We start from the raw sequence: 22,787 nt of genomic DNA, 5'->3' as shown, positions 1-22,787 counted from the left end.
TTATACCGATTTATTGGCTTTGCGAAACGGAAGAAGGATTATAGAAACAAATAACCCGAGTAGTGCAAGCAGGAGACAAGCCGAGAGCGAGAACTGCCATAATAACGGAAGCTCACCGGCTTTAATGACGACTGCGACCGTATGTTCCGGCAAGAATGATTCAGCGTTGACAAAGGCTGGCAGAGCCCCAGGGGCCAGAATAGGACGCAGAAGCGATAGAGCGGGCTTCCAAAGGAGCAGCATGAACAGCAAGGCGTGCAAGGCATGTACGACGCGCCATACGACGAAAGGGAGCAGCTTAAGATCGGTACCTGTTATGGAATAGCCAGCCTGTAAAATGCCGCTAAGTCCGCTCCATGCAAGGACGGCAGCGATAGCAGCGGCATTGCTGAGCGTTCCGGTTCCAGGCGCATCCCAAATAGCAGCCGAATAAGCCCCCAGATGGCCTTCGAAAAAAGCCTGACTAATAAAACTAAGCCCAGCCTTATCCAGCAGCGGAGAGAGAAGCGGTTCCGATAACTTAGCAAGAACAGCTGCAAAGATCATAAAGCCGCCAATCATCATAAGCTTCTGAACACTGGCTGTAACGGCATCGCCAAGCGCTTTGCCAAAGCTTCGGCCATCCTGCTCCCTGCCGAGGCGAAGCGCCTCTGCTGCGCGCTGCAGGATACTGCTCCGATTCTCTTCCGTCTTAATTGCAGCAGCCTGGTTATTCTCTGCGTCATCTTTGGGCCGAACCAGCGTCATGAAAATCATCACCCACAGGGCTGAAATCCATACGGCTGCTGCAATGATAACACCTACTATCGGCTTATGCAGGAAGCCTGCGCCGATGACCACGAGCATAAATAAAGGATTAGGCATATGGGCAAGGGCGAGCAGCCGCTGGCCCTGTTGTTTTGTCACGAGGTTTCTTTTGCGCAGGGAGGATGCCGCATCTGCACCCGCAGGATAACCTCCCATCCAGCCTAGGACAATTGCAAGCGACGCTTCCCCAGGAAGCTTGAACAACCGGTTCATGAGCGGCTGCAGCAAAGAGCCGACGGCGTGAGCGAGGCCGAACGAGGCAATAAGCTCAAATAATACTAGAAACGGCAGCAGGCCGGGAAAAACAATATTCCACCACACGGTAAGTCCTTGCAGGGAGGATTGGAAGGAAGCATCCGGCTGGAGGATGATGGCTACGACAAGCAGGATGGACAGGAACGCTAACATAACCGTTTTAGCCAATGCTACACAACTCCTTTATTTTATTGGGAAAATAAGTGTAGGGTTACATTGTTCGCAGACAGACGAATGTCATGAAGAAATGGACAATCGTATACGTTAATTAGTACGCATGTTTGTCCTTGGATAGACCAAGTGTCATGTTTTGCCCGGCAGGACAGCAGGACTGAGAACTCAATAAGAAATGAATAAATTGCTTGATCGGGGAGTGGCGGATGCGAAAGCAACGAACAGATTTGCGCAGAATAGCGATGGTCGTTGCAGCGACTTCAGCTTTGATGTGGGTGCTGTTATATGCTCCAACGCCTTATGTGGTTTATGAGCCTGGAATTGCAGTCCCTGTTAAGCCGATGCTGGCGATTGAAGCGGGAGACGAGCTTGGTGATGGCGATTTCTTGCTCACAGCAGTGAAGCTAACGGAGCCGAACTTGCTGAATGCCATCTCGGCTATGTTGAACTCGAATAAAGAGGTGCACCCAAAACGGGATGTGCTTAGGGGATATACGAAGGAGCAATATGCAGAAAGGCAGCAAGTGATCATGCAGGGGTCGCAAAATAATGCTATTGAAGCAGCGTATCGTTTTGCCGGTGTGCCCTATGAGAGCAAGCCGAATGGCATGGTTGTCTCCGACGTTCTAACTGATGCGGCTGCAGGTGAAGTATCCTTTCAGGCAGGTGACTTGCTGCTAGGGATCCATGGTGAAAAACCTTCACGCAGCACAAATGAATTGCTTCAATCGCTGCTAGGGATTAGCGGTGCTGCTGAATCCGTTTCTTTCGATATTGTAAGAAACGGTAAGCAACGTCAAGCAGTCGTTTCGGCGGATCGCTTTGTTTCAGTGAAGACAAACGTGCAGCTTTTGGATGCGCTCGGCATACGGAGTATAACGGAGCTGCACGAGCTGGAGCCGGCGTATCGTGATAAGCGGATTACCATAACGGCCGATGAGATCGGAGGCCCGTCGGCTGGACTTGTCTTTGCGCTGCAAGCTCTGGATTTGCTTACGGAGGGTGATTTATCGGGCGGCAGCCGCATCGCGGCAACGGGTACCCTTACGGTTGATGGCAAGGTTGGGGCGATCGGCGGCATTAAGCAAAAAATAGTCATCGCAAGCGAAGAAGGCGCCCAGCTGTTTCTGGTGCCTGCTGACAATTTCGAGGAAGCCGAGGCGAAAGTGAAATCGCTTGGCTCCTCGACAAAGGTTGTAAGCGTATCTTCGCTCCAGGAAGCTGTGGAACAGGTCGGAATCTTCCAGGCAGAGGCAGGGAAGTAGCGGCCATGCAGATTTTTACTTCAACGCAGATTCAATTACGACCGGTCTATCCGTAAAATCCCGGAACATCGATTGGACATTCTCAACTCCTGGAACGCCAAGCATATAAACACTGCTGGCCTGCGTGTCAAGCTCGAGGAATCGAAACGGTTTTGGAGGTCTTGCAGCGCTAAGCAGCACGGGAAGTTTGGCCGAATTTCGCATGCGGCGCAATAAATGCTTGCCTTTTTCGGTAAAACCAAGCACTCTTATATATTCAACACCCGCAGCGAGCTTATCCGCGCTGAAATCTTCTTTGCGATGTCCGAGCAGGATAGCGAGAAGTGACCGTTGCAGCTTTGTCCGCGTGTAGCGCTTGGTTTTCAATGCTGCCAGCAGGTCGTCGAAGCTTCTAGAGCCAAGGCTGGGCAGTGCATTGCGGATGCGGTGTTCCAAGCCTTCGTTAATCTCATGAAAATCCGCCAGTTCATTTGGCGAGCGGGTTACGATCGCATGAAGCAAGGCGTTGGTGAAGGGCTGCCAACTGATCGGGCAGCGGCCTGAAGACCATTCCTCCTTCAGGATACGCAGCGTAGTCTCAGGAACGTATGCGCGCGCGTCTTCAAGCGAGCGTTGTTCGAGCAGCAGCTTACGAATGGCAGTCGCGCTAGCGATCTGGCTGTCTGACGGTGTTTCCTGATTATATTGCGCTTTCTCGCGAGTGATGGTGTAAGGCGCCATTTGGCCCTGCAGCCGTTTTAAGGCAAGCAAATAATGGAGGCCTAACGTGTGGTTCGGCAGCGCAAACGGGAAATTTGCAGCAGAAGCATGTCCCAAATCTGCTAAATAAGCAGTAATGGCACTGCTGTATGCGCTGGGGTAACTTATTCCCGTTTGCATAAGCTGTTTTAATAAAGCTTTGAAGGCAGGGGGCTCATGTGCTACGATATCTGCAGCCAAGAGCAGCGGCTCAAGCTCGCCGTTCTCCGTTCCGAAGCAGAAACTGTCAACGACACCTGTAGCCTCAAGCAAGGACACAGCACCGTAAGCAAACCATTCGGCAGCTTGCGTGGCGTATGCGACGGGCAGTTCGATAACGAGATCGCAGCCGCCTTCAAGCGCCATTCGTGTCCGAGACCATTTGTCGAGCAGGGCAGGCTCGCCGCGCTGCAGGAAATTGCCGCTCATAACGGCAACGACTGCGTCGGCTTGCGTTATTTTTCGCGATTGTTGCAAATGATACAAATGTCCGTTATGAAAAGGATTGTACTCGACAATAAGTCCGACTGTACGCATTCGTTTGGATCCTCTCTCTGTTAAATGTTGGTGGTTTAACTATAGCATAGAGAACAAGCTCAATCACAGCCTGCTTAAAGCATTAAGGAAAAACAGTGTGAAAATGTTGACAAAACAGTAGTCTGATAGATATAATAATCTTTGTTTGTTTGGGGTGATCTGATGCAGTTTCATATTCAAGAAACAATGTCCAAAGGGTTGAAAACGACAATCGACGAAGAGTTGGATGTTAGTGACCTCTTTAAAGGACGCCAAGATGTTTATCGTACGGGACCTCTTCATGTAATGCTTCAGGTGACTGGGCACGAAGGCTTCATTGAAGTGGATGGCAAACTTGCCATTGACCTCGAACTCGCCTGCTCGCGTTGCCTAGAACCGGTGAAGGATCATACGGTTATTCGTTTCTCGGAAGTATTCAAGAGGGCTGCGTCTGACGTAGATCGCGATGAGGATATGGAAGAGGAAGAGAGTGACTTCATTGAAGTAGATGCGGACAGACTGGACTTGAGGCCTTATGTGGAAGAAGCGCTTCAGTTGTTCATGCCTTTTGCACCGCTTTGCAGCAATGATTGTAAGGGTCTCTGTCAAACTTGCGGACAGAACTTAAATGAGCACACATGCAGCTGCTCAACGGAGAAGATTGATGTCCGTTTTGCGGCGCTAAAGGATCTATTTAAGGAATAAGCGTAGTGCCGATTGATTTTTTGAAGGAGGTGTTAAATATGGCAGTACCTCAGCGTAGAACATCCAAGACTCGCCGTGATAAACGTCGTACGCATTTCAAACTTGCAGTACCGGGCATGGTGAAATGTGAGCAATGCGGCGAGCTGAAATTGGCTCACCACGTATGCAAAGTTTGTGGATATTACAAAACAAAAGAGATCATTTCCCAATAGTGAATTGATGTCAGAGGTAGCACTTCATCATTTGATGGAGTGCTATTTTTATGATGCAACATTGCGCTCGGGCGCATTTTTTAATATACTTAATTAGTACCAGGTGATAATATCAAGCAACATACATATACTAATCGTACTGATGACCCTTGGAGTCCGCGGTGCGTAAATGAGGTCTAACCGTTACTCTAAGGTAGAAGGTGGTGCCGAACATCGAACGAATGCCCAAACGGCAGCGGCATCAGCAGCTTGCCCGATATATTGATGAAAATCCTTTTATAAACGATCGGGAGCTCACGCGACTGCTCAAAGTAAGCATCCAGACGATTCGCCTTGACCGCATGGAACTTGGAATACCGGAGCTGAGAGAACGCCTGAAGCTAATGGCCGAACGCTCCTACGACTCTGTTCGATCGCTGCCTTTGCATGAGGTTATCGGTGATATTGTCGATTTGGAGCTGGACAAGAGCGGTATCTCGGTGTTTGAGATTCGGGAAGAGCATGTGTTCTCGAGGACTGGCATTGCACGCGGCCATCATGTGTTTGCCCAAGCAAATTCACTTGCCGTTGCTATTATAGATGACGAAATTGCACTTACTGTAACAGCTGATATTAGATTCATTCGTCCCGTTAAGCTTGGAGAAAAGTGCATCGCTAAGGCCTATGTTCGCTCCATTTCGGGAGAACGAAGCAAAGCAAAGGTAGAAATCTTCACGTATGTGGGCGATGAAATGGTGTTCCAAGGAAACTTTGTGATTTATCGGTCCGCGGGAGATTCAGATACAGAAGGAGGAGACGAACGTGCGGATCGCTATTGACGCTATGGGCGGGGATAATGCTCCTGGCCTAATTGTGCAAGGGGCGCTTGACGCGGCGCTGGAGTGGCCGGATACGGAGCTGCTGCTCGTTGGTGATACGTCTGTGATTGAACCGCTCATGAAAGGGCAGAAACCTGCTAACGTGACGATTTGTCATGCGGATGAGGTTATCGGTCCTGATGATGAGCCGGTAAAGGCAGTGCGCCGCAAGAAAGGAGCGTCCATGGTTGTTGCCGGACAGCTCGTTCGCGAGAAACAAGCGGACGCAATGCTCTCGGCAGGCAATACCGGCGCTTTGATGGCCACTGGCTTGCTTGTAGTCGGAAGAATGGATGGCATTGAGAGACCGGCGCTTGCGCCTATGATGCCTACAATGGATGATGTCGGTATTCTAACGCTTGATTTGGGAGCGAACATGGATGCCAAACCGGAGCATTTGCTTCAATATGCTATTATGGGCAGTATCTACCGGGCTAAGGTGCACGGGCTTGAGAATCCAAGGGTTGGGCTCTTGAACGTCGGAACTGAAGCGATGAAGGGTAACGAAATGGCTAAAGCTGCCTATGCTTTACTGGAGCAAGCGCCTGTTCATTTTATTGGCAATGTCGAAGCAAGGGATGTTCTTAACCGCAATTGCGATGTGCTCGTATGCGACGGCTTTGCCGGCAATATTATGCTGAAGGCGATGGAAGGCGCGGCGGGAACGATTTTTACATCGCTTAAAGATGCCTTTAGCCAATCGTTACTGACGAAGCTGGCTGCGGCGATTATGCTGCCTAAGCTGCGGCCCTTGAAGAAAAGAATGGACTATAAGGAGCATGGCGGAGCGCCGCTTCTAGGGCTAAACGGGCTTGTTGTGAAATGCCACGGATCATCGGATGCGCTTGCCGTAAAAAATGCGGTAAGACAAGCAAGAAGCGCGATTCAAGGCCAGCTGATTGAAACGATTTCAGCAGAAATAAACGGGAAGTGAGTGTGCGAAATGGGGTTACATCCTGTAGGGATTATCGGAACGGGCAAATACGTTCCTGAACGTATCTTATCGAACAAAGAGCTCGAAGCGATGGTAGAAACAAATGACGAGTGGATCGTAACGCGCACTGGCATCAAAGAACGCCGCCTTGCTGCTGCTGAGGAAGCGACGTCTGATCTTGCGCTGCACGCATCGCGTGAAGCAATTGCCGCGGCCGGTCTAACAGCGGAAGATATTGATCTAATAATCGTAGCGACGATAACGCCCGATATGTTTTTTCCATCGACGGCATGCCTGCTTCAGGATAAGCTGGGCGCGAAGAAAGCTGCGGCATTTGATTTGTCTGCTGCGTGCTCCGGTTTTATTTACGGGCTTGCGACAGGCTCGAGCATGATTGCTAGCGGCATGTACAAGAACGTACTCGTTGTGGGGGCTGAAACGCTGTCGCGCATTACTGATTACACAGACCGCAATACTTGCATTCTGTTCGGTGACGGTGCAGGCGCAGTCGTACTAGGACAAGTTGAAGAGGGCCGCGGATTCCAGTCGTTTGAGCTCGGCGCAGACGGCAGCGGAGGAGAACTGCTTAAAGTAAATGGAGGCGGCTCACGCGTACCGGCAACGGAAGAGAGCATTCAAACCAAACAGCACTATATCCAGATGGCCGGTAATGATGTATTCAAGTTCGCGGTAAGAATTATGGGCAGCGTTGCTGAAGAGGCTTTGCTGAAGGCGGGAATAGCGAAGGAAGAGGTCGATCTTCTCGTGCCGCATCAAGCGAACATTCGTATTATCCAGTCCGCGTTAAACAGGCTGAGCCTGTCAGAAGATAAAGCAATGATCAATCTTGATAAATACGGAAATATGTCTTCGGCTTCCATTCCGGTTGCTCTTGCGGAAGCAGTCGAGCAGGGCCGCGTGAAGGAAGGCGACCGCATCGTGCTTGTTGGTTTTGGCGGCGGTTTGACATGGGGCGCTTCCGTTCTTGTATGGTAATAAATGTTAAGGAGGGAACGCGTTTGAGTAAAATTGCATTTGTTTTTCCAGGACAAGGCGCACAGGCTGTCGGAATGGGTAAGGATGTATTCGAAACTTTCGATCATTCACGCTTGATTTTTGAACAGGCGGATCGAGCGCTTGGTTTTTCCTTAAGTAATATTATTTTTGAGGGACCAGATGAGGTACTGAAGCAAACAGCCAATACACAGCCTGCGCTGCTTACCGTTAGCGTTGCTCTGTTAGAAGCCTTGCAGGTTCGAGGATTGAAACCGGATTATGTAGCTGGTCACAGTCTCGGAGAGTACAGCGCCCTTGTTGCAGCGGGTGTTCTTTCATTCGAGGATGCCGTGCGAACGGTTCGCGCACGCGGACAATTCATGGAGCAGGCCGTTCCAAGCGGTCAAGGCGCAATGGCTGCCGTGCTGGGTGCAGAGCGTGAAACCCTGGCTGCGCTATGCGCATCGATTACGGCGGAAGGTACGGCAGTTGAGCTTGCAAATGTGAATTGTCCCGGACAAATTGTCGTATCGGGCACTGCGGCGGGCGTAGAAGCGGTTGTTCAGCGCGGCAAGGAAGAGGCTGGTGCAAAACGGGTTATTCCGCTTGAAGTAAGCGGTCCGTTCCACTCGTCTCTCATGAAGCCGGCAGCCGACAATCTTCAAACCACACTGGCTGGCATCGCAATGCTCGACGCAAGCGTTCCGGTTGTAGCTAACGTAACCGCAAAGGCTGTTAATTCAGCCGACGAAATTCGCAATTTGCTCGTGGAGCAGGTTTATTCTCCTGTTCTATGGGAAGACAGCGTTCGTTACCTAATCGAACAGGGTGTTGATACCTTTGTAGAAATCGGTTCTGGAACGGTGCTTGCCGGCTTGATTAAGAAAGTCGACAAAAATCTTCGTGTCATTTCAATAAACAGTATCTCTGCGCTTGAAGCGCTGCAGGTGAATGAATTTTAGGATGGAGGGGATACCATGTTTGCTAGCTTGGAAGGCAAGAAAGCTCTCGTAACGGGTGCGTCGAGGGGAATCGGCAGATCGATTGCCATTGCGCTAGCTGAGGCTGGAGCAGATGTTGCCATCAATTACTCCGGCAGCGAGGCGGCGGCAGCTGAAACGGCGGAAGCCGTTGAAGCACTCGGGAGACGCGCAATTATCATTAAAGCAAATGTTGGCAAAACAGATGAATTTGAAGCGATGGTCAAGGAAGTCATCGAACAATTCGGCACGGTTGACATTTTAGTGAATAATGCGGGTATTACAAGAGATAATTTAATCATGCGTATGAAGGAAGACGAGTTTGACCAAGTCATTGAGACAAACCTCAAAGGTGTATTCAATGGCATTAAAGCGGTCACTCGCACCATGATGAAGCAGCGTTCCGGACGCATCATCAATATTTCTTCGGTCGTTGGTGTGCTCGGAAATCCTGGGCAAGCTAACTATGTCGCAGCGAAAGCTGGCGTAATTGGTTTGACTAAGGCTAGTGCACGCGAGCTTGCGTCCCGTGGCATTACAGTTAACTGTGTTGCCCCAGGATTTATTCAAACCGAAATGACGGACAAGCTGCCGGAAGAAATGCGCCAATCCTTATCTGGTCAAATTCCGCTTGCCCGTCTCGGTGATCCGAGCGACATCGCAAATGCGGTCCGTTTTCTTGCTTCTGATGCCTCAGCCTATATGACTGGACAGACGATTCATGTGGACGGCGGCATGTATATGTAACGCCAAATAATTCCCTGATACGGAATTAAAACGGTTACGTATGGCATTTTATCTTTAATTCTCGTATAATACCATGGAGGAGGTGAACCGGATGTCCGAAGTAGTAGATCGCGTAAAACGTATCGTCATCGACCGACTAGGCGTTGACGAAGCGGAAGTTACACTAGAAGCTTCATTTAAAGATGACCTCGGCGCTGACTCTCTTGATGTCGTTGAATTGGTCATGGAGCTAGAAGACGAGTTTGATATGGAAATCTCTGATGAAGACGCAGAGACTATCACCACTGTGGGAGAAGTAGTTAAATACATACAATCTCATACGTAAGAAGGACAAGTCCCGTTTTTAATAAACGGGACTTCTCTCCATCTAGACCGTTTTCGTAAAATCAATTATGCAGGCGTCACAGCTTTTACATACACAAGGTAAATGGCTCCAAGCGCAATGAATTTATACCTCCTTATATTTCAAGTGTAAAGGCTCACCGTCCTTGAACGGCATTGCTTGTATTTACCGAGAAATATAAGCAGGGTATACGAATTACAGCACCATGGCTTTAGAATAACGAGATGATGCCACGCGCTCATCAATACTGCTGGATACAGAGGTGAATCGAATGAAACAAAGAGTTGTTGTTACTGGTATGGGAGTTATTACTTCGCTAGGTTCCGATTTGGAGCAATTCTGGGGTAACCTGCTGGAAGGAAAGTCGGGCGTATCGGTTGTTGAGGCTTTCGATTTCTCCGATTACCCAACTTATATTGCGGCAGAAGTTAAAAACTTCAATCCCGAGGATTACGGTTTAGATAAAAAGGAAGCACGGAGAATGGACCGCTTTGTGCAATTTGCGGCAGTAGCCAGCCAATTGGCGGTTAAAGATGCGGATTTGCAAATTGGTCAAAATGCCGATCCCGAACGCGTTGGCGTTATGGTCGGCTCCGGGATAGGCGGACTTGGCACTTGGGAGGATCAGCATAATATCCTGCTGGAAAAAGGCCCTAAGCGCGTGAGCCCATTCTTCATACCGATGATGATCGCTAACATGGCTTCCGGCCAAGTGTCGATGCTTACAGGTGCTAAAGGACCGAACAGCACGGCGGTTACCGCTTGTGCGACAGGAACGCATTCCATCGGTGATTCGTTCAAATTAATCCAACGCGGCGATGCCGATGTGATGATTGCCGGCGGCGCCGAAGCGACGATCAGACCTACGGGAATGGCGGGCTTCTGCTCCATGCGGGCCATGTCCGTTCGAAACAATGAACCCGAAAAGGCAAGTCGTCCATTTGATATTGATCGCGACGGCTTTGTAATGGGTGAGGGTGCCGGCGTTCTAGTACTGGAATCGCTTGAGCATGCACAAGCGCGCGGTGCAAAAATTTACGCTGAGGTCATCGGTTACGGCATGAGCGGCGACGCTCACCACATGACTGAGCCAGATCCGGACGGCGCTGCTCGCTGCATGGTAAAGGCGCTTAAGGATGCTGGAGTCGAAGCATCTGACATCGACTACATCAATGCACATGGCACATCCACGCCGGTGGGTGATCGCTCCGAGACGAAGGCGATTAAGAAAGCGCTTGGAGACCATGCTTATAAAGTAGCGGTCAGCTCGACAAAATCGATGACAGGTCATTTGCTTGGCGCTGCTGGAGGCGTAGAAGCGGTTATACTCGGCTTGACGCTCAAAAACGGCATCATTGCTCCGACTATCAATTTGGATAATCAAGATCCGGAATGTGATCTCGATTATGTTCCGAACAAACCGCGCGAAGCAAATGTGAGAACGGCATTGTCCAACTCATTTGGCTTTGGCGGTCATAATGCATCGATCGTGATGAAAGTTTATGAAGCGTGATTCCTTCTATGAGCTGCAGCAGCGGCTGCAGCTCAGCTTTAAGCGGACGAAGCTGCTCAAGCAGGCTTTCACCCACACCTCCTATGTAAACGAACATAAGCGCGGGTCTGCTCAGGATAATGAGCGTTTGGAATTTTTGGGTGATGCCGTTCTTCAACTGCTGGTTTCGGAATATTTGTTTGCGACATACCCGCAGCGGCCTGAGGGTGAACTTACGAGAATGCGTGCATCAATCGTCTGCGAGCCGTCTTTAGCGCAGTTTGCGGAACGGTTAGAGCTAGGTTCGCATGTATTGCTGGGGCGAGGTGAGGAACAGCTTGGAGGCAGGCAGCGCCAAGCGCTGCTAGCCGACTTGTTCGAATCGTTTGTCGGTGCAATATTCCTGGATGCAGGGATTGAGCAGACTAGAGCTTTTTTAAACGAGCATATGTTTCCTTTTGTTGAATCTAATGATTACGGTCTTCTGGTTAAGGATTCCAAATCCAAGCTTCAGGAGCGTTCTCAGCATCATGGGCTTGGCGCAGTCGAGTATCGGATAATCGAAGAACGCGGACCTGCGCATGACCGTGAGTTTGTCGTTGAGGTCTATCTCGGTGAAGAGCGCTTTGGCGTTGGCAGCGGAAGAACTAAGAAGGAAGCTGAGCAGCGTGCTGCCGCGGAAGCATGGCGCACGCTGTCGCAGGAACAAGCTTAATTAACGAAGAGAGTATCCGTACGGCCATCGTGCCTAAGGGATGCTCTCTTTTTTTAGTATATGACTAACGAAAATTACACCTTTTAAATACTATAAATCCTATATTTTGAAAATAGCTGCATGTTGTGTTGTTTGAAGGCGTATGACTAACGCTCTTAGGTCGCAATTAGCGGCTGAAATGGTTATCAAGGCCCATAAAATGTGGTACAATGAGGGGTGAGGTGAAAACCAAGACATGTTTCTGAAACGGATAGAATTATCAGGCTTTAAGTCTTTTGCTGATCGGACTGAAATGGAATTTGTAACCGGCATCACGGCGGTAGTAGGTCCGAACGGCAGCGGTAAAAGTAATATCTCTGACGGCATACGCTGGGTACTCGGGGAGCAAAGCGCGAAGAGCCTGCGCGGCGGCAAGATGGAGGATATTATTTTTGCGGGAAGCGATTCCCGTAAAGCTGTGAACTACAGCGAGGTTTCGCTCACCCTTGATAATGCGGATAATGCGCTGCCTCTGGAATATAACGAGGTTACCGTAACAAGACGCGTACATCGGAGCGGCGATAGCGAATATTTGATAAATAAGCAGCCATGCAGGCTAAAAGATATTACCGAGCTATTTATGGACACCGGTATCGGTAAAGAAGCCTACTCTATTATTGGACAAGGCCGAATCGAAGAAATTTTAAGCACGCGCTCGGAGGATAGGCGGGGGATTTTTGAAGAAGCCTCCGGTATTGTCAAATACAAGTCGCGTAAACGCGAAGCACAGAGGAAGCTCGACGAAACTGAGCAAAATTTGCTGCGTATTCACGACCTTGTTACGGAGCTGGATGATCAGGTTGGGCCGCTTCGCAAGCAGTCAGAGAAAGCGATTCATTTCAAGGCGCTTAAGGAGCAGCTGAAAACGAAAGAAATTTCAATGTACGTACATAACATTGAACAGATTCACGGTTCATGGACCGAAGCAAGCGGTAAGCTTGAGCGCTTGCAGCAGGAACAGCTTCAGCTTTCCACTGTAGTCAGCAAGCATGATGCCCATTTAGAGAAAGATCGTCAGCAGCTTCGTGATTTGGAATTGGTGCTCGACCAGCTGCATGAGGCAATGCTTCAAATAAGCGAGGATTTTGAAAAATGTGAGGGTTATGGCGAGGTTCTGAAGGAGCGCAAGCGCAATTTGGAACAAAACAAGCAAAAGCTTGAGGAATCGGTTGCAGCGCAGGACGCCCGAATCGTTACGATGACGCAGGAGGAAGCAGAATTCCGCAGCCGTGCAGCGGCGCTTCAGCTTCAGCTGGCTGATCTTCGCTCTAAGATATCGGAAGAGGAGGCGCGCTTATTAGGCGTCGCTGGCGGCGCTGTCGCTGATGCAGAGGAAACACTGAAGAGCGAGCTGTTAGAAGTGCTAAGCGCAATGGCGCAGCATCGGAACGAAATTCGTTACGCGGCTCAACAGCAAGAAACGCTGCAACGTCGGATGGAACGGATAAGCGAGGATGAAACCAAGTGGCTGGAGCAGCAAACGAAATTGGACGAGAGACGTTCGGAGCTTGCAACGGCGCTTGAAGCGACGCTGGCTCGCTTAGAACAGGCTAGAAGCAAAACGCTTACCGAGTCGGAGAAAACACGAACGATTTCGCAAAGCCTGGAAGAAGTTACGTTAGCGATTCGCAAGTGGGAGCAAAAGCTCGACAGCCATATTTCGAGGCGCGACACGATGAAGGAAATGCAGGATGCGTTGGACGGCTTTATGCAGGGTGTTAAAGAGGTGCTCAAAGCTTCGAGACGCGGGAATAGCGGCATTAGCGGAGTCCATGGTGCGGTCGCAGAGCTCGTTCGCGTGCCGGAAAGAATTGAGACTGCCGTTGAAACTGCCCTTGGCGGGGCCTTGCAGCATATCGTCATGGAAGACGAGAAAACGGCTCGTACCGCAATTGCGTTCCTGAAGCAGCGCCAGCTTGGCCGGGCTACGTTCCTGCCGCTTGACGTTATTCGCAGCAGGCAGGTGCCAGAGCATGATAAGCGCACTGCGGAATCCGTTGAAGGATTCGTGGGCGTTGCCGCTGACTTAGTGAGCACTGATGCCCGGTATTCCGCGATTGTAAACAGCTTACTCGGCAATGTTTTGCTTGCTGAAACGCTTGAACAGGCGAACCGAATCGCATCGAAGTGTCAGTACCGCTACCGCGTTGTCACCCTGGAAGGGGATGTCGTTAATGCCGGCGGTTCAATGACAGGAGGCAGCTTGCAGAAGAAGGGAGCCAGCTTGCTTGGCCGTCAACGTCAGATTGATGCGCTGGATCAAGAAATTGCCGATGCGCGCAGGATGGTTGAACAGCTGCGAAATAAGCTAAGCGATCTGCGCAAGGAGCATTCCATCCGTACTCATAACATTGAAGAGCTGCGTGCGGAAGGAGAGAAAAGCCGTATCGAAGAACAGCAAATCCGGGCTGAGCTTCAGCAGCTTCACAATGAAGCGAAGCATCTGGATGAGCAGCGACAGTTATATTCTGCTGATCGCAACTCGCATTTATCCGAGCAGAAGGATGTTCAAGCAACGGCAGCGGCGGCTGAACTGCGTTTAGAGCAGCTTGTCGTGGACGAGGCAAGGCTGCAGGAAGCGATTCGTATGGCGGAGGAGCGTCGCAAAGCGAGCGAATCGGCAAAAGAGGAGCTGCAAGGCCAGCTTACCGACATTAAGATCGCAGCTGCGAAGACAGATCAGGAAAAGCTTTCGTTCGAGGATCAATCGGCACGGGTTCGCGCAGAGATTGGTCGGGCGAAGCAGGAACTGGAAGGTTTACGCTCTTTGGCTGCGCAGCAGGAAGAAGAGATCGCTAGACACGCGAATGAGTCGGTTCAGCAAATTGAACAGCTTAATCATCTGCGCATAAAGAAACAAGAATGCGCGGAACAAACGGATTTGAAACGTTCTGCGCGCGCGCAGCGTATTGCGGAGCTCGATCTTGGCGAGAGTGAGACGAAGGAGCAGCGCGCTCAGCTAAGACAAGTCGAAGAGCAAATGCGGCAAACGGAAATTGCCGCGAACCGGCTCGATGTGGAGCTGGATAATTTGCTTCGCAAGCTTAGCGAGGAGTATGAGCTGAGCTATGAGCTTGCTAAGGAAGAGTATCCGATTCCAGAGGATATTCTGGGTACACAAAATGAGGTCAGGGACATTAAGCGCCAAATTACTTCACTTGGCGATGTAAACCTAGGCGCAATCGAGGAGTACGAGCGAGTCAGCGAACGATTTGAATTTCTGTCCGAGCAGAAAAATGACTTGATCGAGGCGAAAACGACGCTTTATCAGGTCATCCGCGAAATGGATGATGAGATGTCGAAGCGTTTTAGAGCGACCTTTGAAGCGATACGCGGTCATTTTGTCGTCGTATTCGCGAAGCTGTTCGGTGGCGGAAGGGCGGATCTGGTGCTCGTAGAGCCGGACCGAGTTCTGGACACAGGCATCGATATTGTTGCTCAGCCGCCAGGCAAAAAGCTGCAAAACCTGCAGCTGCTCTCCGGCGGAGAACGCGCTTTGACGGCAATTGCTTTGCTGTTTGCGATTTTGCAGGTAAAACCGGTTCCGTTCTGCGTGCTCGATGAGGTTGAGGCAGCTCTCGATGAAGCGAACGTATCGCGTTTCGCGCAATATTTACGCGAGTTCTCTGAGCTGACACAATTTATCGTCGTGACGCATCGCAAGGGCACGATGGAAGAAGCGGATGTGCTGTACGGTGTTACCATGGAGGAAGGCGGCGTATCGAAGCTGGTGTCCGTACGCCTAGAGGATGAAGAGCCGGTATCGGCATAAAGAAAAGAAAAGCCGGCAATGTGAGGATGGGAGTGGAAACGATGAGTTTTTTTAAGAAGCTGAAGGAAAGCATCGCGACGAAAACAGAAGCGGTAACGAATATTTTCAAAGAAGGTTTGACGAAGACGCGTACGGCGTTTGTAGAAAAGGTTGAAGAGCTTATTACGCGTCGCAAAAAAATTGACGAACAGTTCTACGAGGAGCTGGAAGAAATTCTAATCGGCGCGGATGTTGGTGTCAACACGGTTATGCAGCTAATTGACGATCTCCGTGTCGAAGTCAAAAAACGTAAGATCGAGGATGCATCTGACTTGCAGCCAATCTTATCAGAAAAGTTGATAAACCTTATGAAGGGTGACGATCATTCCGGCTTGCGCATGGCACCTAGCGGTATCACCGTTATTTTGTTCGTTGGCGTTAACGGTGTCGGCAAAACGACGACAATCGGAAAGCTTGCCCACAAGTTCAAGAGCGAGGGCAAAAGCGTGCTTTTGGCGGCAGGCGACACGTTCCGTGCAGGAGCGATCGAGCAGTTGGAGGTATGGGGTCAGCGGGTTGGCGTGGATGTAATCAAGCAGCAATCTGGCTCAGATCCCGCAGCCGTTATGTTCGATGCAGTGCAAGCGGCTAAGCAGCGCGGTGTAGACGTACTCTTATGCGATACAGCGGGAAGACTTCAAAATAAAACGAACTTGATGGAAGAGCTCAACAAGATTTTTCGCGTGATTCAGCGCGAGCTGCCGGAAGCACCGCATGAGGTTCTGCTGGTGCTTGATGCGACGACTGGTCAAAACGCGCTTAGCCAGGCTAAGCTGTTCGGAGAGAAGAGCGGCGTTACCGGCCTTGTTCTGACGAAGCTGGACGGTACGGCTAAGGGCGGTATCGTTATTGCGATTCGAAATGAGCTGAGCTTACCGGTGAAGCTGGTTGGATTAGGCGAGAAGATGGGCGACCTTCAGCAGTTTGATTCAGAGCAATTTATCCATGCGTTGTTTGCGGGATTGATTCAACGCGAGGACGCAGAGGAAACGGAAAAAAAGGCGGAATAATGCCGATTTGAGCAAAAGCAGCAGACAGTCAGAACCGTTCGTAAAGGTGACAAGGGGAAATGCTTGACAGCAGCCTATGGCGTCATGTATTATAAAAGACGTTGTCAGGTGTAAAGGTGTTTACCTTGTCGGCGAAACAAGCTAAATACCAGGAGGGGCTGAGGGGATGAAAGCAAATGAACCAGATGCCTTATCCAAAACAACCCGAATAAACTTGTTGTTCGACTTTTACGAGCCGCTCTTGACTGAGAAGCAGCGGACGTTTCTCAAATATTATTTTCATGATGATTTCTCCCTTGGGGAAATTGCAGCCGAGTTCGGGATTAGCCGACAAGCCGTGTACGAGCATATAAAGCGTGCTGAGCAGGTGCTGGAGAGCTACGAGAGCAAGCTAGGCTTACTTGTTAGACATGATTCACTTCAACAATTAACCGTGCAGCTTGTAAACAGCGTGAATGAGCTTGCCATTGCCGAGCAGGATAGGCAGGTACTCATGAATGTTATAGCACAATTTAAATTAGCCGAATAATACATAAAGAATGGAGGTGACGGTACATGGCAGCATTTGAGAGCTTATCGAGTCGGCTTCAAAATGTGTTCAGCAAGCTGAGGGGCAAAGGCAAGGTTTCCGAGGAAGATGTTAGCGAAGCAATGCGCGAGGTGCGTTTGGCGCTTCTTGAGGCGGACGTTAACTTTAAAGTCGTGAAAGACTTTATCGCGAAGGTGAAGGAACGGGCTATTGGCTTGGATGTATCCAAGAGCTTCACGCCCGGCATGGTCGTCATCGATATCGTAAATAAAGAGCTGACCGAGCTGATGGGCGGTACGCAAAGTAAGCTGGCAAAGGCTAACAAGCCTCCGACCGTTATTATGATGGCAGGCTTGCAGGGCGCTGGTAAGACAACAACGACCGGAAAGCTGGCCAAGCTATTGCAGAAAAGCAACAACAAACCGCTACTAATCGCGTGTGACATTTACCGTCCCGCTGCGATCAAACAGCTTCAAGTGCTTGGTGAACAAATCAATGCGCCGGTCTTCTCGCTCGGTGATCAGACATCACCTGTAGAAATTGCGCGTGCGGGACTGCAGCATGCCAAAGAGAACGGAAATGATTACGTCATTATCGATACAGCCGGCCGCTTGCATATCGATGAAGAGCTGATGGAAGAGCTGAAGCAAATCCATCAGGTTACGAAGCCGGATGAAGTACTGCTCGTTGTGGATGCGATGACGGGGCAAGATGCCGTAAACGTAGCACAAAGCTTTCACGAGCAGCTTGCTCTTACGGGAGTCGTATTGACGAAGCTTGACGGCGATACTCGCGGTGGCGCGGCGCTTTCCGTCAAAGCCGTAACAGGCTGCCCAATTAAATTCGCAGCGATGGGTGAGAAAATCGACTCCTTGGAGCCGTTCCATCCTGAGCGTATGGCTTCTCGTATACTCGGCATGGGCGACATGCTATCGCTGATTGAGAAGGCACAATCGAATATCGATGCGGACAAAGCGAAAGAAATGGAACGTAAAATGCGCACAGCAGAATTTACGTTCGATGATTTTCTTGAGCAGATGGAGCAGGTTCGCAACCTTGGACCGCTCGATCAAATCATGGATATGCTCCCCGGCATGAACAAGATGAAGGGTATGAAGGATATGAAGGTCGATGAGAAACAGATCGGCCGTGTCGAGGCTATTGTTCGCTCCATGACGAAAGAGGAGAAGCAAAAGCCCGAGCTGCTTAATCATAGTCGCCGCAAGCGTGTTGCTGCAGGAAGCGGCACGACGATTGTCGAGGTTAACCGCCTTATTAAGCAGTTTGATGACATGAAGAAAATGATGAAGCAATTCTCATCGATGATGGGGCCGAAAGGACCGAAGGGCGGCAAGAAAGGCCTGAAGGGCATGCTCAGCAAAAATATGAAGTTCCCGTTTTAATAATCGTTTACTCTTTGAAGGAGGTGAATTTTCATGGCAGTACGTATTCGTTTGAAAAGAATTGGTGCTCACAAAGCTCCTTTCTACCGCGTAGTAGTTTCGGATTCCCGTTCGCCGCGTGACGGACGTTTTATCGAAGAGATCGGCACTTACAACCCGGTTGCACAACCGGCTCAAGTTAAGATCGATGAAGAAAAAGCGTTGAAATGGCTGCAAACAGGAGCGCAAGCTTCTGATACAGTTCGCGACTTGCTTTCCAAAGCTGGTGTTCTTAAAAAGTTCCATGAGCTTCGGCAACAGAAATAACTGTTGAATAGCGGAGGGCCTTGAGATGAAAGAATTGATTCTTGTCATAGCGAAGGCATTGGTTGATCATCCTGAACAGGTGCAAATCAATGTGAAGGATGATGACCGTGGCACGATATACGAGCTTTCGGTTCACCCCGAGGATATCGGTAAAATCATCGGTAAACAGGGACGCATAGCGAAAGCTATGCGTACGGTAGTGACTTCTGCTTCCGTCAAATCGCAAAAGCGCGTCATCGTCGACATTATGTCATGATGCACGTACGGGAGAAGGTTAGGATGAATGTCCTAGCCTTTTTTTCATTATATAAGAATTTATAATCTCACTTATAAATCTGCTTATATAACACCGTGAAATGAGCTTTTAACGGCGATTCTTATGCTCATTATAGCGGCTTCGTTCTCCAACATGGAACGATGCCGTTTTTGCATGTATAATAAGGCAATACACATTATGAAGGGCTGGTTGTCATGAACGAGAAATGGTTTACAGTCGGGAAGGTTGTTAATACGCACGGTATTCGAGGCGAGCTGAAAATTCTATCGCAAACGGATTTCGCAGAGGATCGTTTCGCTGCAGGAAGCAAACTGCTTATGCTGAACGAGGAATCCGGAGCTTCGCTAGAAGTGAAAATAATTAACTCACGAGCGAATAAAAACGTATACATATTGAAGCTGGAAGGCTTCACTGATATTAATCAAGTCGAGAAATATAAAGGCTGGGTGCTTAAGGTGTCGGAGGACAAGCAGCTGGAGCTTGACGAAGGCGAATATTACTATCATGAAATAATTGGCTGCCGCGTTATTTCTGATGAAGGTGAAGAGCTGGGCGTTATCTCCGAAATTTTAAGCCCTGGCGCCAATGATGTTTGGGTCGTTGACCGTCCAAAAGGCTCTGGCAAGCAGCTTCTGCTGCCTGTCATAGACGATGTCCTGTTAAATGTAGACAAGAAAGAGAAAATCGTGACGGTCCATTTGATGGAAGGATTGATTTAACTGATGAAGATAGATGTACTAACGCTGTTTCCGGAAATGTTCGATGGCGTGTTTAACGCCAGTATTCTGGGAAAAGCGAAAGAAAAAGGGATTGTTTCCCTTCAAGCGATCAACTTCCGAGCATATTCAGGCAATAAACACAATACGGTTGATGATTATCCATACGGTGGCGGAGGCGGCATGGTATTGAAGCCAGAGCCTGTTTTTGCTGCCGTTGAGGATCTTAAACTCGATAATGACGTAAAGCCCCGTGTCATTCTGCTCTGTCCTCAAGGCGCGCAGTTTACGCAGCAGAAAGCAGAGGAACTATCCCAAGAGAAGCATTTGGTTCTCATCTGCGGCCACTATGAGGGTTATGACGAGCGTATTCGAGAGCATCTCGTGACCGACGAGATTTCAATTGGAGATTACGTGCTTACCGGTGGAGAAATTCCGGCTATGGTTCTTATAGATAGCGTTGTAAGGCTGCTTCCAGGGGTGCTCGGGAACGAGACTTCAGCCGTAACGGATTCTTACAGCACGGGCCTGCTGGAGCATCCCCATTACACCCGTCCTGCTGAATTTCGCGGCTGGGAGGTTCCCGATGTCTTAATTTCCGGGCACCATGCGAATATCGAGGTATGGCGCCGCGAGCAATCGCTCCTGCGGACGCTGGAGCGGCGACCAGACCTTCTGGAGAGCGCTGAGCTGACTGACAAGGAACGCAAGTGGCTGACTGCTCAGCAGAGGCAGCAAACGTCTAAAAAGGACAAGTAACTAGTCCAGATAAGAATAAAAGCAGCAGCGGACTTTCGCTGCTGCTTTTATTTTAATATTAGCTGTGTTAGCCGTATTATGGAGTGTAGAAATTTTGGGTATAATAGGTTTGATAGCTTCCACCAACGGAAATGCCAGTACCAAGTCGCTTGAGCTTGCTGTCCAACATCGTTTCGCGATGTCCTGACTTGGAATTGAGCCAACCATAGTGAGCGAATATGCTATTTGAATAGCCAGCAGCAATATTTTCTGCCGCTGAGTGGTAGATAACCCCTTTTGCTTTCATGCGATCAAACGGTGAGGAACCGTCCGGGTTGGTGTGGTCAAAAAAGTCGCGATTATTCATATCGCTGCTGTGACTATGCGCGGAAGCGGCAGCGAGCTTGTCCCATTGCAAGAGAGGTATGCCGCGGATGGCACGCTCCGCGTTTGCAAGATCGAAGAGCTGCTGTTCAAAAGCAGACTCAAGCTTGCTTGCATAAGCTGATTTAACAGGTTTGGAGACCGATTGATTCATTCGCATGATACCTGCAATTTTATTTGCGTCCTGGCTGTCGTAGAAAAGGGTGATTTGTTCGCCGCCTATGGTATACGCGTAATAGTCATCCTTATGCTCGGGGCTAACTGCGTTTTTCACAAGCTTCTTGGCGCTTTCAATCGTTTGTCCGATTTTTACTCCGGATGGACTTACCCAATCGTCGCCTGCGTTCGAGAAGAGCGCCACAACCCTGGAGTTTTGCACGCCGAACATCATGTAATGACTATAGCTGCTGCGATAAACATGCCAGGAGAAACCGTATTCACTTGGATCAATGCGTGAAGGTTTGCCAAGCGTATTCTGGAGTTTCTCCAGCGTTTCATTTAATGAGATGCCGCCGAGTGAATGGTTTGTCTTTATAATTTTTGCATCCGATAGTGTTTTTGAGTGCTGCTTTAGGTTGTAAAAGAAGGTTAGCGCCTCTGCGCGGGTAAGCTTGCCATCCGGGCTGAAGCCCGTAACTGTCGCTGAAGTTCGGCCGTTAGAAATTTTTTCATCGAGCAGCCATTGGATGGCGCTTTGCTCCGTGAAAGCTTTCCCGTTCGCTGCTGAAGCAAGCAGGAGAGCCGCCTCTCCTCGACGTAACTCCTTGTTTTGCGGTGAAGGACTAAGCGGCCAGCCATGATTATTTGCATAATCGTAATATGGCTTTGACCAAACGCTGCCGGTTGACGGTGATTCAACTGCTAGGTTATATGTTCTTAACAGCATTGCCAAAAATTCAGCTTCATTAATAAGATTATTGGGCTTAAAGGAGCCATCGCCATAGCCCAGTGCTAATTTTTGATCGACAGCCCAGGAGATATAGGAGCCTGCCCAGTGACCATTCGTATCCTTGAAAGCGGTTGCTTCACCAAATGTTCGAGTAGGTGCGGAGAAAGCTAACAGTAAAAGAACAGCCGTTATTCCCCCTTTTTTAATCGCTGAAACAGATTTATTAAGTTGGTGCAAATCATTCACCTCTTCTGTCGGTGTTTGTCATATTTCAGTATACATGAAATAGGAATAAAAAATCGTATTGTATTATTGGGCTGACTATGGTAATATTTTTAATGTTGTTCGAAAAGTCGGACGGTCCGCTATCAGCGATGACCCGGTTCAGAGGAATTCGGTGAGCTTATAAGAACGTCTATGGCGGAAGGAGTGAATCAAATGAATCTTTTGCAAACAATTGCGCAAGAAAACCTGCGTCAAGGTCTACCGAACTTTCGTCCTGGTGACACGCTAAAAGTTCATGTAAAAGTTATCGAGGGAACTCGTGAGCGTATCCAATTGTTCGAAGGCGTTGTAATCAAACGTCGCGGCGGTGGTATTAGCGAAACTTTTACAGTGCGTAAAATTTCCTACGGTGTTGGTGTGGAAAGAACTTTCCCGCTTAACTCGCCTAAAATCGAAAAAATCGAAGTGGCTCGCCGTGGTAAAGTACGTCGCGCGAAATTGTACTACCTACGTAGTCTTCGCGGAAAAGCTGCTCGTATTAAAGAAATTCGTTAAGAACAAACGACAAGAGGGGCTTGCGCAAACAAGCTCCTTTTCGTTTTTTCTCAAAGGTCATTTACATACTACAGCATATGGGAAGAAGGCGGGCAGAGTGGACTCTCAGCAGCGAAATGACGGGACAGGCAATGATCATGATTTAAAGGATACGCAGGACCATGCGGAT

At 49.4% G+C, this 22,787-nt stretch carries 23 protein-coding genes; 20 read left to right on the top strand and 3 right to left on the bottom strand.

What is annotated here, in order from left to right:
- The gene (locus RCO25_RS02650; protein ID WP_308994594.1) at positions 1-1,230 is read right to left on the bottom strand and encodes a nucleoside recognition domain-containing protein; all 1,230 of its coding nucleotides are present in this window, start codon (positions 1,228-1,230) and stop codon (positions 1-3) included.
- 212 nt (positions 1,231-1,442) lie between these two features.
- Between RCO25_RS02650 and RCO25_RS02645 the strand changes: the two genes are divergently transcribed.
- A complete protein-coding gene (locus tag RCO25_RS02645) occupies positions 1,443-2,501 on the top strand; it encodes a S16 family serine protease (RefSeq protein WP_308994593.1) in 1,059 nt (352 codons plus the stop codon).
- A 15-nt stretch (positions 2,502-2,516) separates the two neighbouring features.
- Here RCO25_RS02645 and RCO25_RS02640 read toward each other — a convergent pair whose 3' ends face one another.
- Positions 2,517-3,776 (bottom strand): nucleotidyltransferase, encoded by a 1,260-nt coding sequence (locus RCO25_RS02640; protein WP_308994592.1) that lies wholly within the window; start codon positions 3,774-3,776, stop codon positions 2,517-2,519.
- 162 nt (positions 3,777-3,938) lie between these two features.
- On the opposite strand from RCO25_RS02640, the gene RCO25_RS02635 reads away from it, so the two are divergent.
- The 18 genes from RCO25_RS02635 to trmD all read left to right on the top strand — a co-directional run bounded on the left by RCO25_RS02635 (position 3,939) and on the right by trmD (position 20,586).
- The gene (locus RCO25_RS02635) at positions 3,939-4,460 is read left to right on the top strand and encodes a YceD family protein (protein ID WP_308994591.1); all 522 of its coding nucleotides are present in this window, start codon (positions 3,939-3,941) and stop codon (positions 4,458-4,460) included.
- 38 nt (positions 4,461-4,498) lie between these two features.
- Positions 4,499-4,672: a 50S ribosomal protein L32 gene (gene rpmF / locus RCO25_RS02630; RefSeq protein WP_006036546.1), complete on the top strand. Its 174-nt coding sequence runs from the start codon at positions 4,499-4,501 to the stop codon at positions 4,670-4,672.
- Between the two features lie 221 nt (positions 4,673-4,893).
- The gene (gene fapR, locus RCO25_RS02625; RefSeq protein ID WP_308994731.1) at positions 4,894-5,490 is read left to right on the top strand and encodes a transcription factor FapR; all 597 of its coding nucleotides are present in this window, start codon (positions 4,894-4,896) and stop codon (positions 5,488-5,490) included.
- Entirely contained in the window at positions 5,474-6,463 is a 990-nt protein-coding gene (plsX, locus tag RCO25_RS02620) for a phosphate acyltransferase PlsX (RefSeq protein ID WP_308994590.1), read from the top strand. The genes fapR and plsX overlap by 17 nt, the downstream gene beginning before the upstream one ends.
- Positions 6,464-6,472: 9 nt before the next feature.
- Positions 6,473-7,459: a beta-ketoacyl-ACP synthase III gene (locus RCO25_RS02615; protein WP_308994589.1), complete on the top strand. Its 987-nt coding sequence runs from the start codon at positions 6,473-6,475 to the stop codon at positions 7,457-7,459.
- A 23-nt stretch (positions 7,460-7,482) separates the two neighbouring features.
- Positions 7,483-8,421 (top strand): ACP S-malonyltransferase, encoded by a 939-nt coding sequence (fabD, locus tag RCO25_RS02610; RefSeq protein WP_308994588.1) that lies wholly within the window; start codon positions 7,483-7,485, stop codon positions 8,419-8,421.
- Positions 8,422-8,436: 15 nt separating this feature from the next.
- Positions 8,437-9,186, top strand: a complete 750-nt coding sequence (gene fabG, locus RCO25_RS02605; RefSeq protein WP_308994587.1) for a 3-oxoacyl-[acyl-carrier-protein] reductase — start codon at positions 8,437-8,439, stop codon at positions 9,184-9,186.
- A gap of 91 nt (positions 9,187-9,277) precedes the next feature.
- A complete protein-coding gene (locus RCO25_RS02600; protein ID WP_053375686.1) occupies positions 9,278-9,511 on the top strand; it encodes an acyl carrier protein in 234 nt (77 codons plus the stop codon).
- Positions 9,512-9,800: 289 nt separating this feature from the next.
- Positions 9,801-11,042 (top strand): beta-ketoacyl-ACP synthase II, encoded by a 1,242-nt coding sequence (gene fabF, locus RCO25_RS02595; RefSeq protein ID WP_308994586.1) that lies wholly within the window; start codon positions 9,801-9,803, stop codon positions 11,040-11,042.
- Positions 11,032-11,736: a ribonuclease III gene (gene rnc, locus RCO25_RS02590; RefSeq protein WP_138751618.1), complete on the top strand. Its 705-nt coding sequence runs from the start codon at positions 11,032-11,034 to the stop codon at positions 11,734-11,736. Before fabF ends, rnc begins: the two co-directional genes overlap by 11 nt.
- A 235-nt stretch (positions 11,737-11,971) precedes the next feature.
- Positions 11,972-15,547 carry a chromosome segregation protein SMC gene (gene smc, locus RCO25_RS02585; protein ID WP_308994585.1) on the top strand — a complete coding sequence of 1,192 codons (3,576 nt, stop codon included), beginning with the start codon at positions 11,972-11,974 and terminating at the stop codon, positions 15,545-15,547.
- Positions 15,548-15,588: 41 nt separating this feature from the next.
- A complete protein-coding gene (gene ftsY / locus RCO25_RS02580) occupies positions 15,589-16,596 on the top strand; it encodes a signal recognition particle-docking protein FtsY (RefSeq protein WP_308994584.1) in 1,008 nt (335 codons plus the stop codon).
- Between the two features lie 166 nt (positions 16,597-16,762).
- A complete protein-coding gene (ylxM, locus tag RCO25_RS02575) occupies positions 16,763-17,125 on the top strand; it encodes a YlxM family DNA-binding protein (protein WP_308994583.1) in 363 nt (120 codons plus the stop codon).
- A gap of 26 nt (positions 17,126-17,151) precedes the next feature.
- The gene (gene ffh, locus RCO25_RS02570) at positions 17,152-18,528 is read left to right on the top strand and encodes a signal recognition particle protein (protein WP_308994582.1); all 1,377 of its coding nucleotides are present in this window, start codon (positions 17,152-17,154) and stop codon (positions 18,526-18,528) included.
- Between the two features lie 33 nt (positions 18,529-18,561).
- Positions 18,562-18,834, top strand: a complete 273-nt coding sequence (gene rpsP, locus RCO25_RS02565; protein ID WP_056637034.1) for a 30S ribosomal protein S16 — start codon at positions 18,562-18,564, stop codon at positions 18,832-18,834.
- A gap of 25 nt (positions 18,835-18,859) precedes the next feature.
- On the top strand, positions 18,860-19,090 hold the full coding sequence (locus RCO25_RS02560; RefSeq protein WP_308994581.1) for a KH domain-containing protein: 231 nt from the start codon (positions 18,860-18,862) through the stop codon (positions 19,088-19,090).
- A gap of 215 nt (positions 19,091-19,305) precedes the next feature.
- Positions 19,306-19,830 (top strand): ribosome maturation factor RimM, encoded by a 525-nt coding sequence (gene rimM, locus RCO25_RS02555; protein WP_308994580.1) that lies wholly within the window; start codon positions 19,306-19,308, stop codon positions 19,828-19,830.
- A 3-nt stretch (positions 19,831-19,833) separates the two neighbouring features.
- Positions 19,834-20,586, top strand: a complete 753-nt coding sequence (trmD, locus tag RCO25_RS02550; protein ID WP_308994579.1) for a tRNA (guanosine(37)-N1)-methyltransferase TrmD — start codon at positions 19,834-19,836, stop codon at positions 20,584-20,586.
- A gap of 76 nt (positions 20,587-20,662) precedes the next feature.
- Here trmD and RCO25_RS02545 read toward each other — a convergent pair whose 3' ends face one another.
- Entirely contained in the window at positions 20,663-22,075 is a 1,413-nt protein-coding gene (locus RCO25_RS02545) for a CAP-associated domain-containing protein (RefSeq protein WP_308994578.1), read from the bottom strand.
- A gap of 201 nt (positions 22,076-22,276) precedes the next feature.
- Between RCO25_RS02545 and rplS the strand changes: the two genes are divergently transcribed.
- Positions 22,277-22,618 (top strand): 50S ribosomal protein L19, encoded by a 342-nt coding sequence (gene rplS / locus RCO25_RS02540; protein ID WP_053375699.1) that lies wholly within the window; start codon positions 22,277-22,279, stop codon positions 22,616-22,618.
- Positions 22,619-22,787: the final 169 nt, after the last annotated feature.

It is taken from the genome of Paenibacillus sp. LHD-38, from assembly GCF_031157315.1.
Taxonomy (GTDB): Bacteria; Bacillota; Bacilli; order Paenibacillales; family Paenibacillaceae; genus Pristimantibacillus.
Note: the sequence above shows the minus strand (reverse complement) of the source record. Positions and strands in the feature narration are given on the sequence as shown.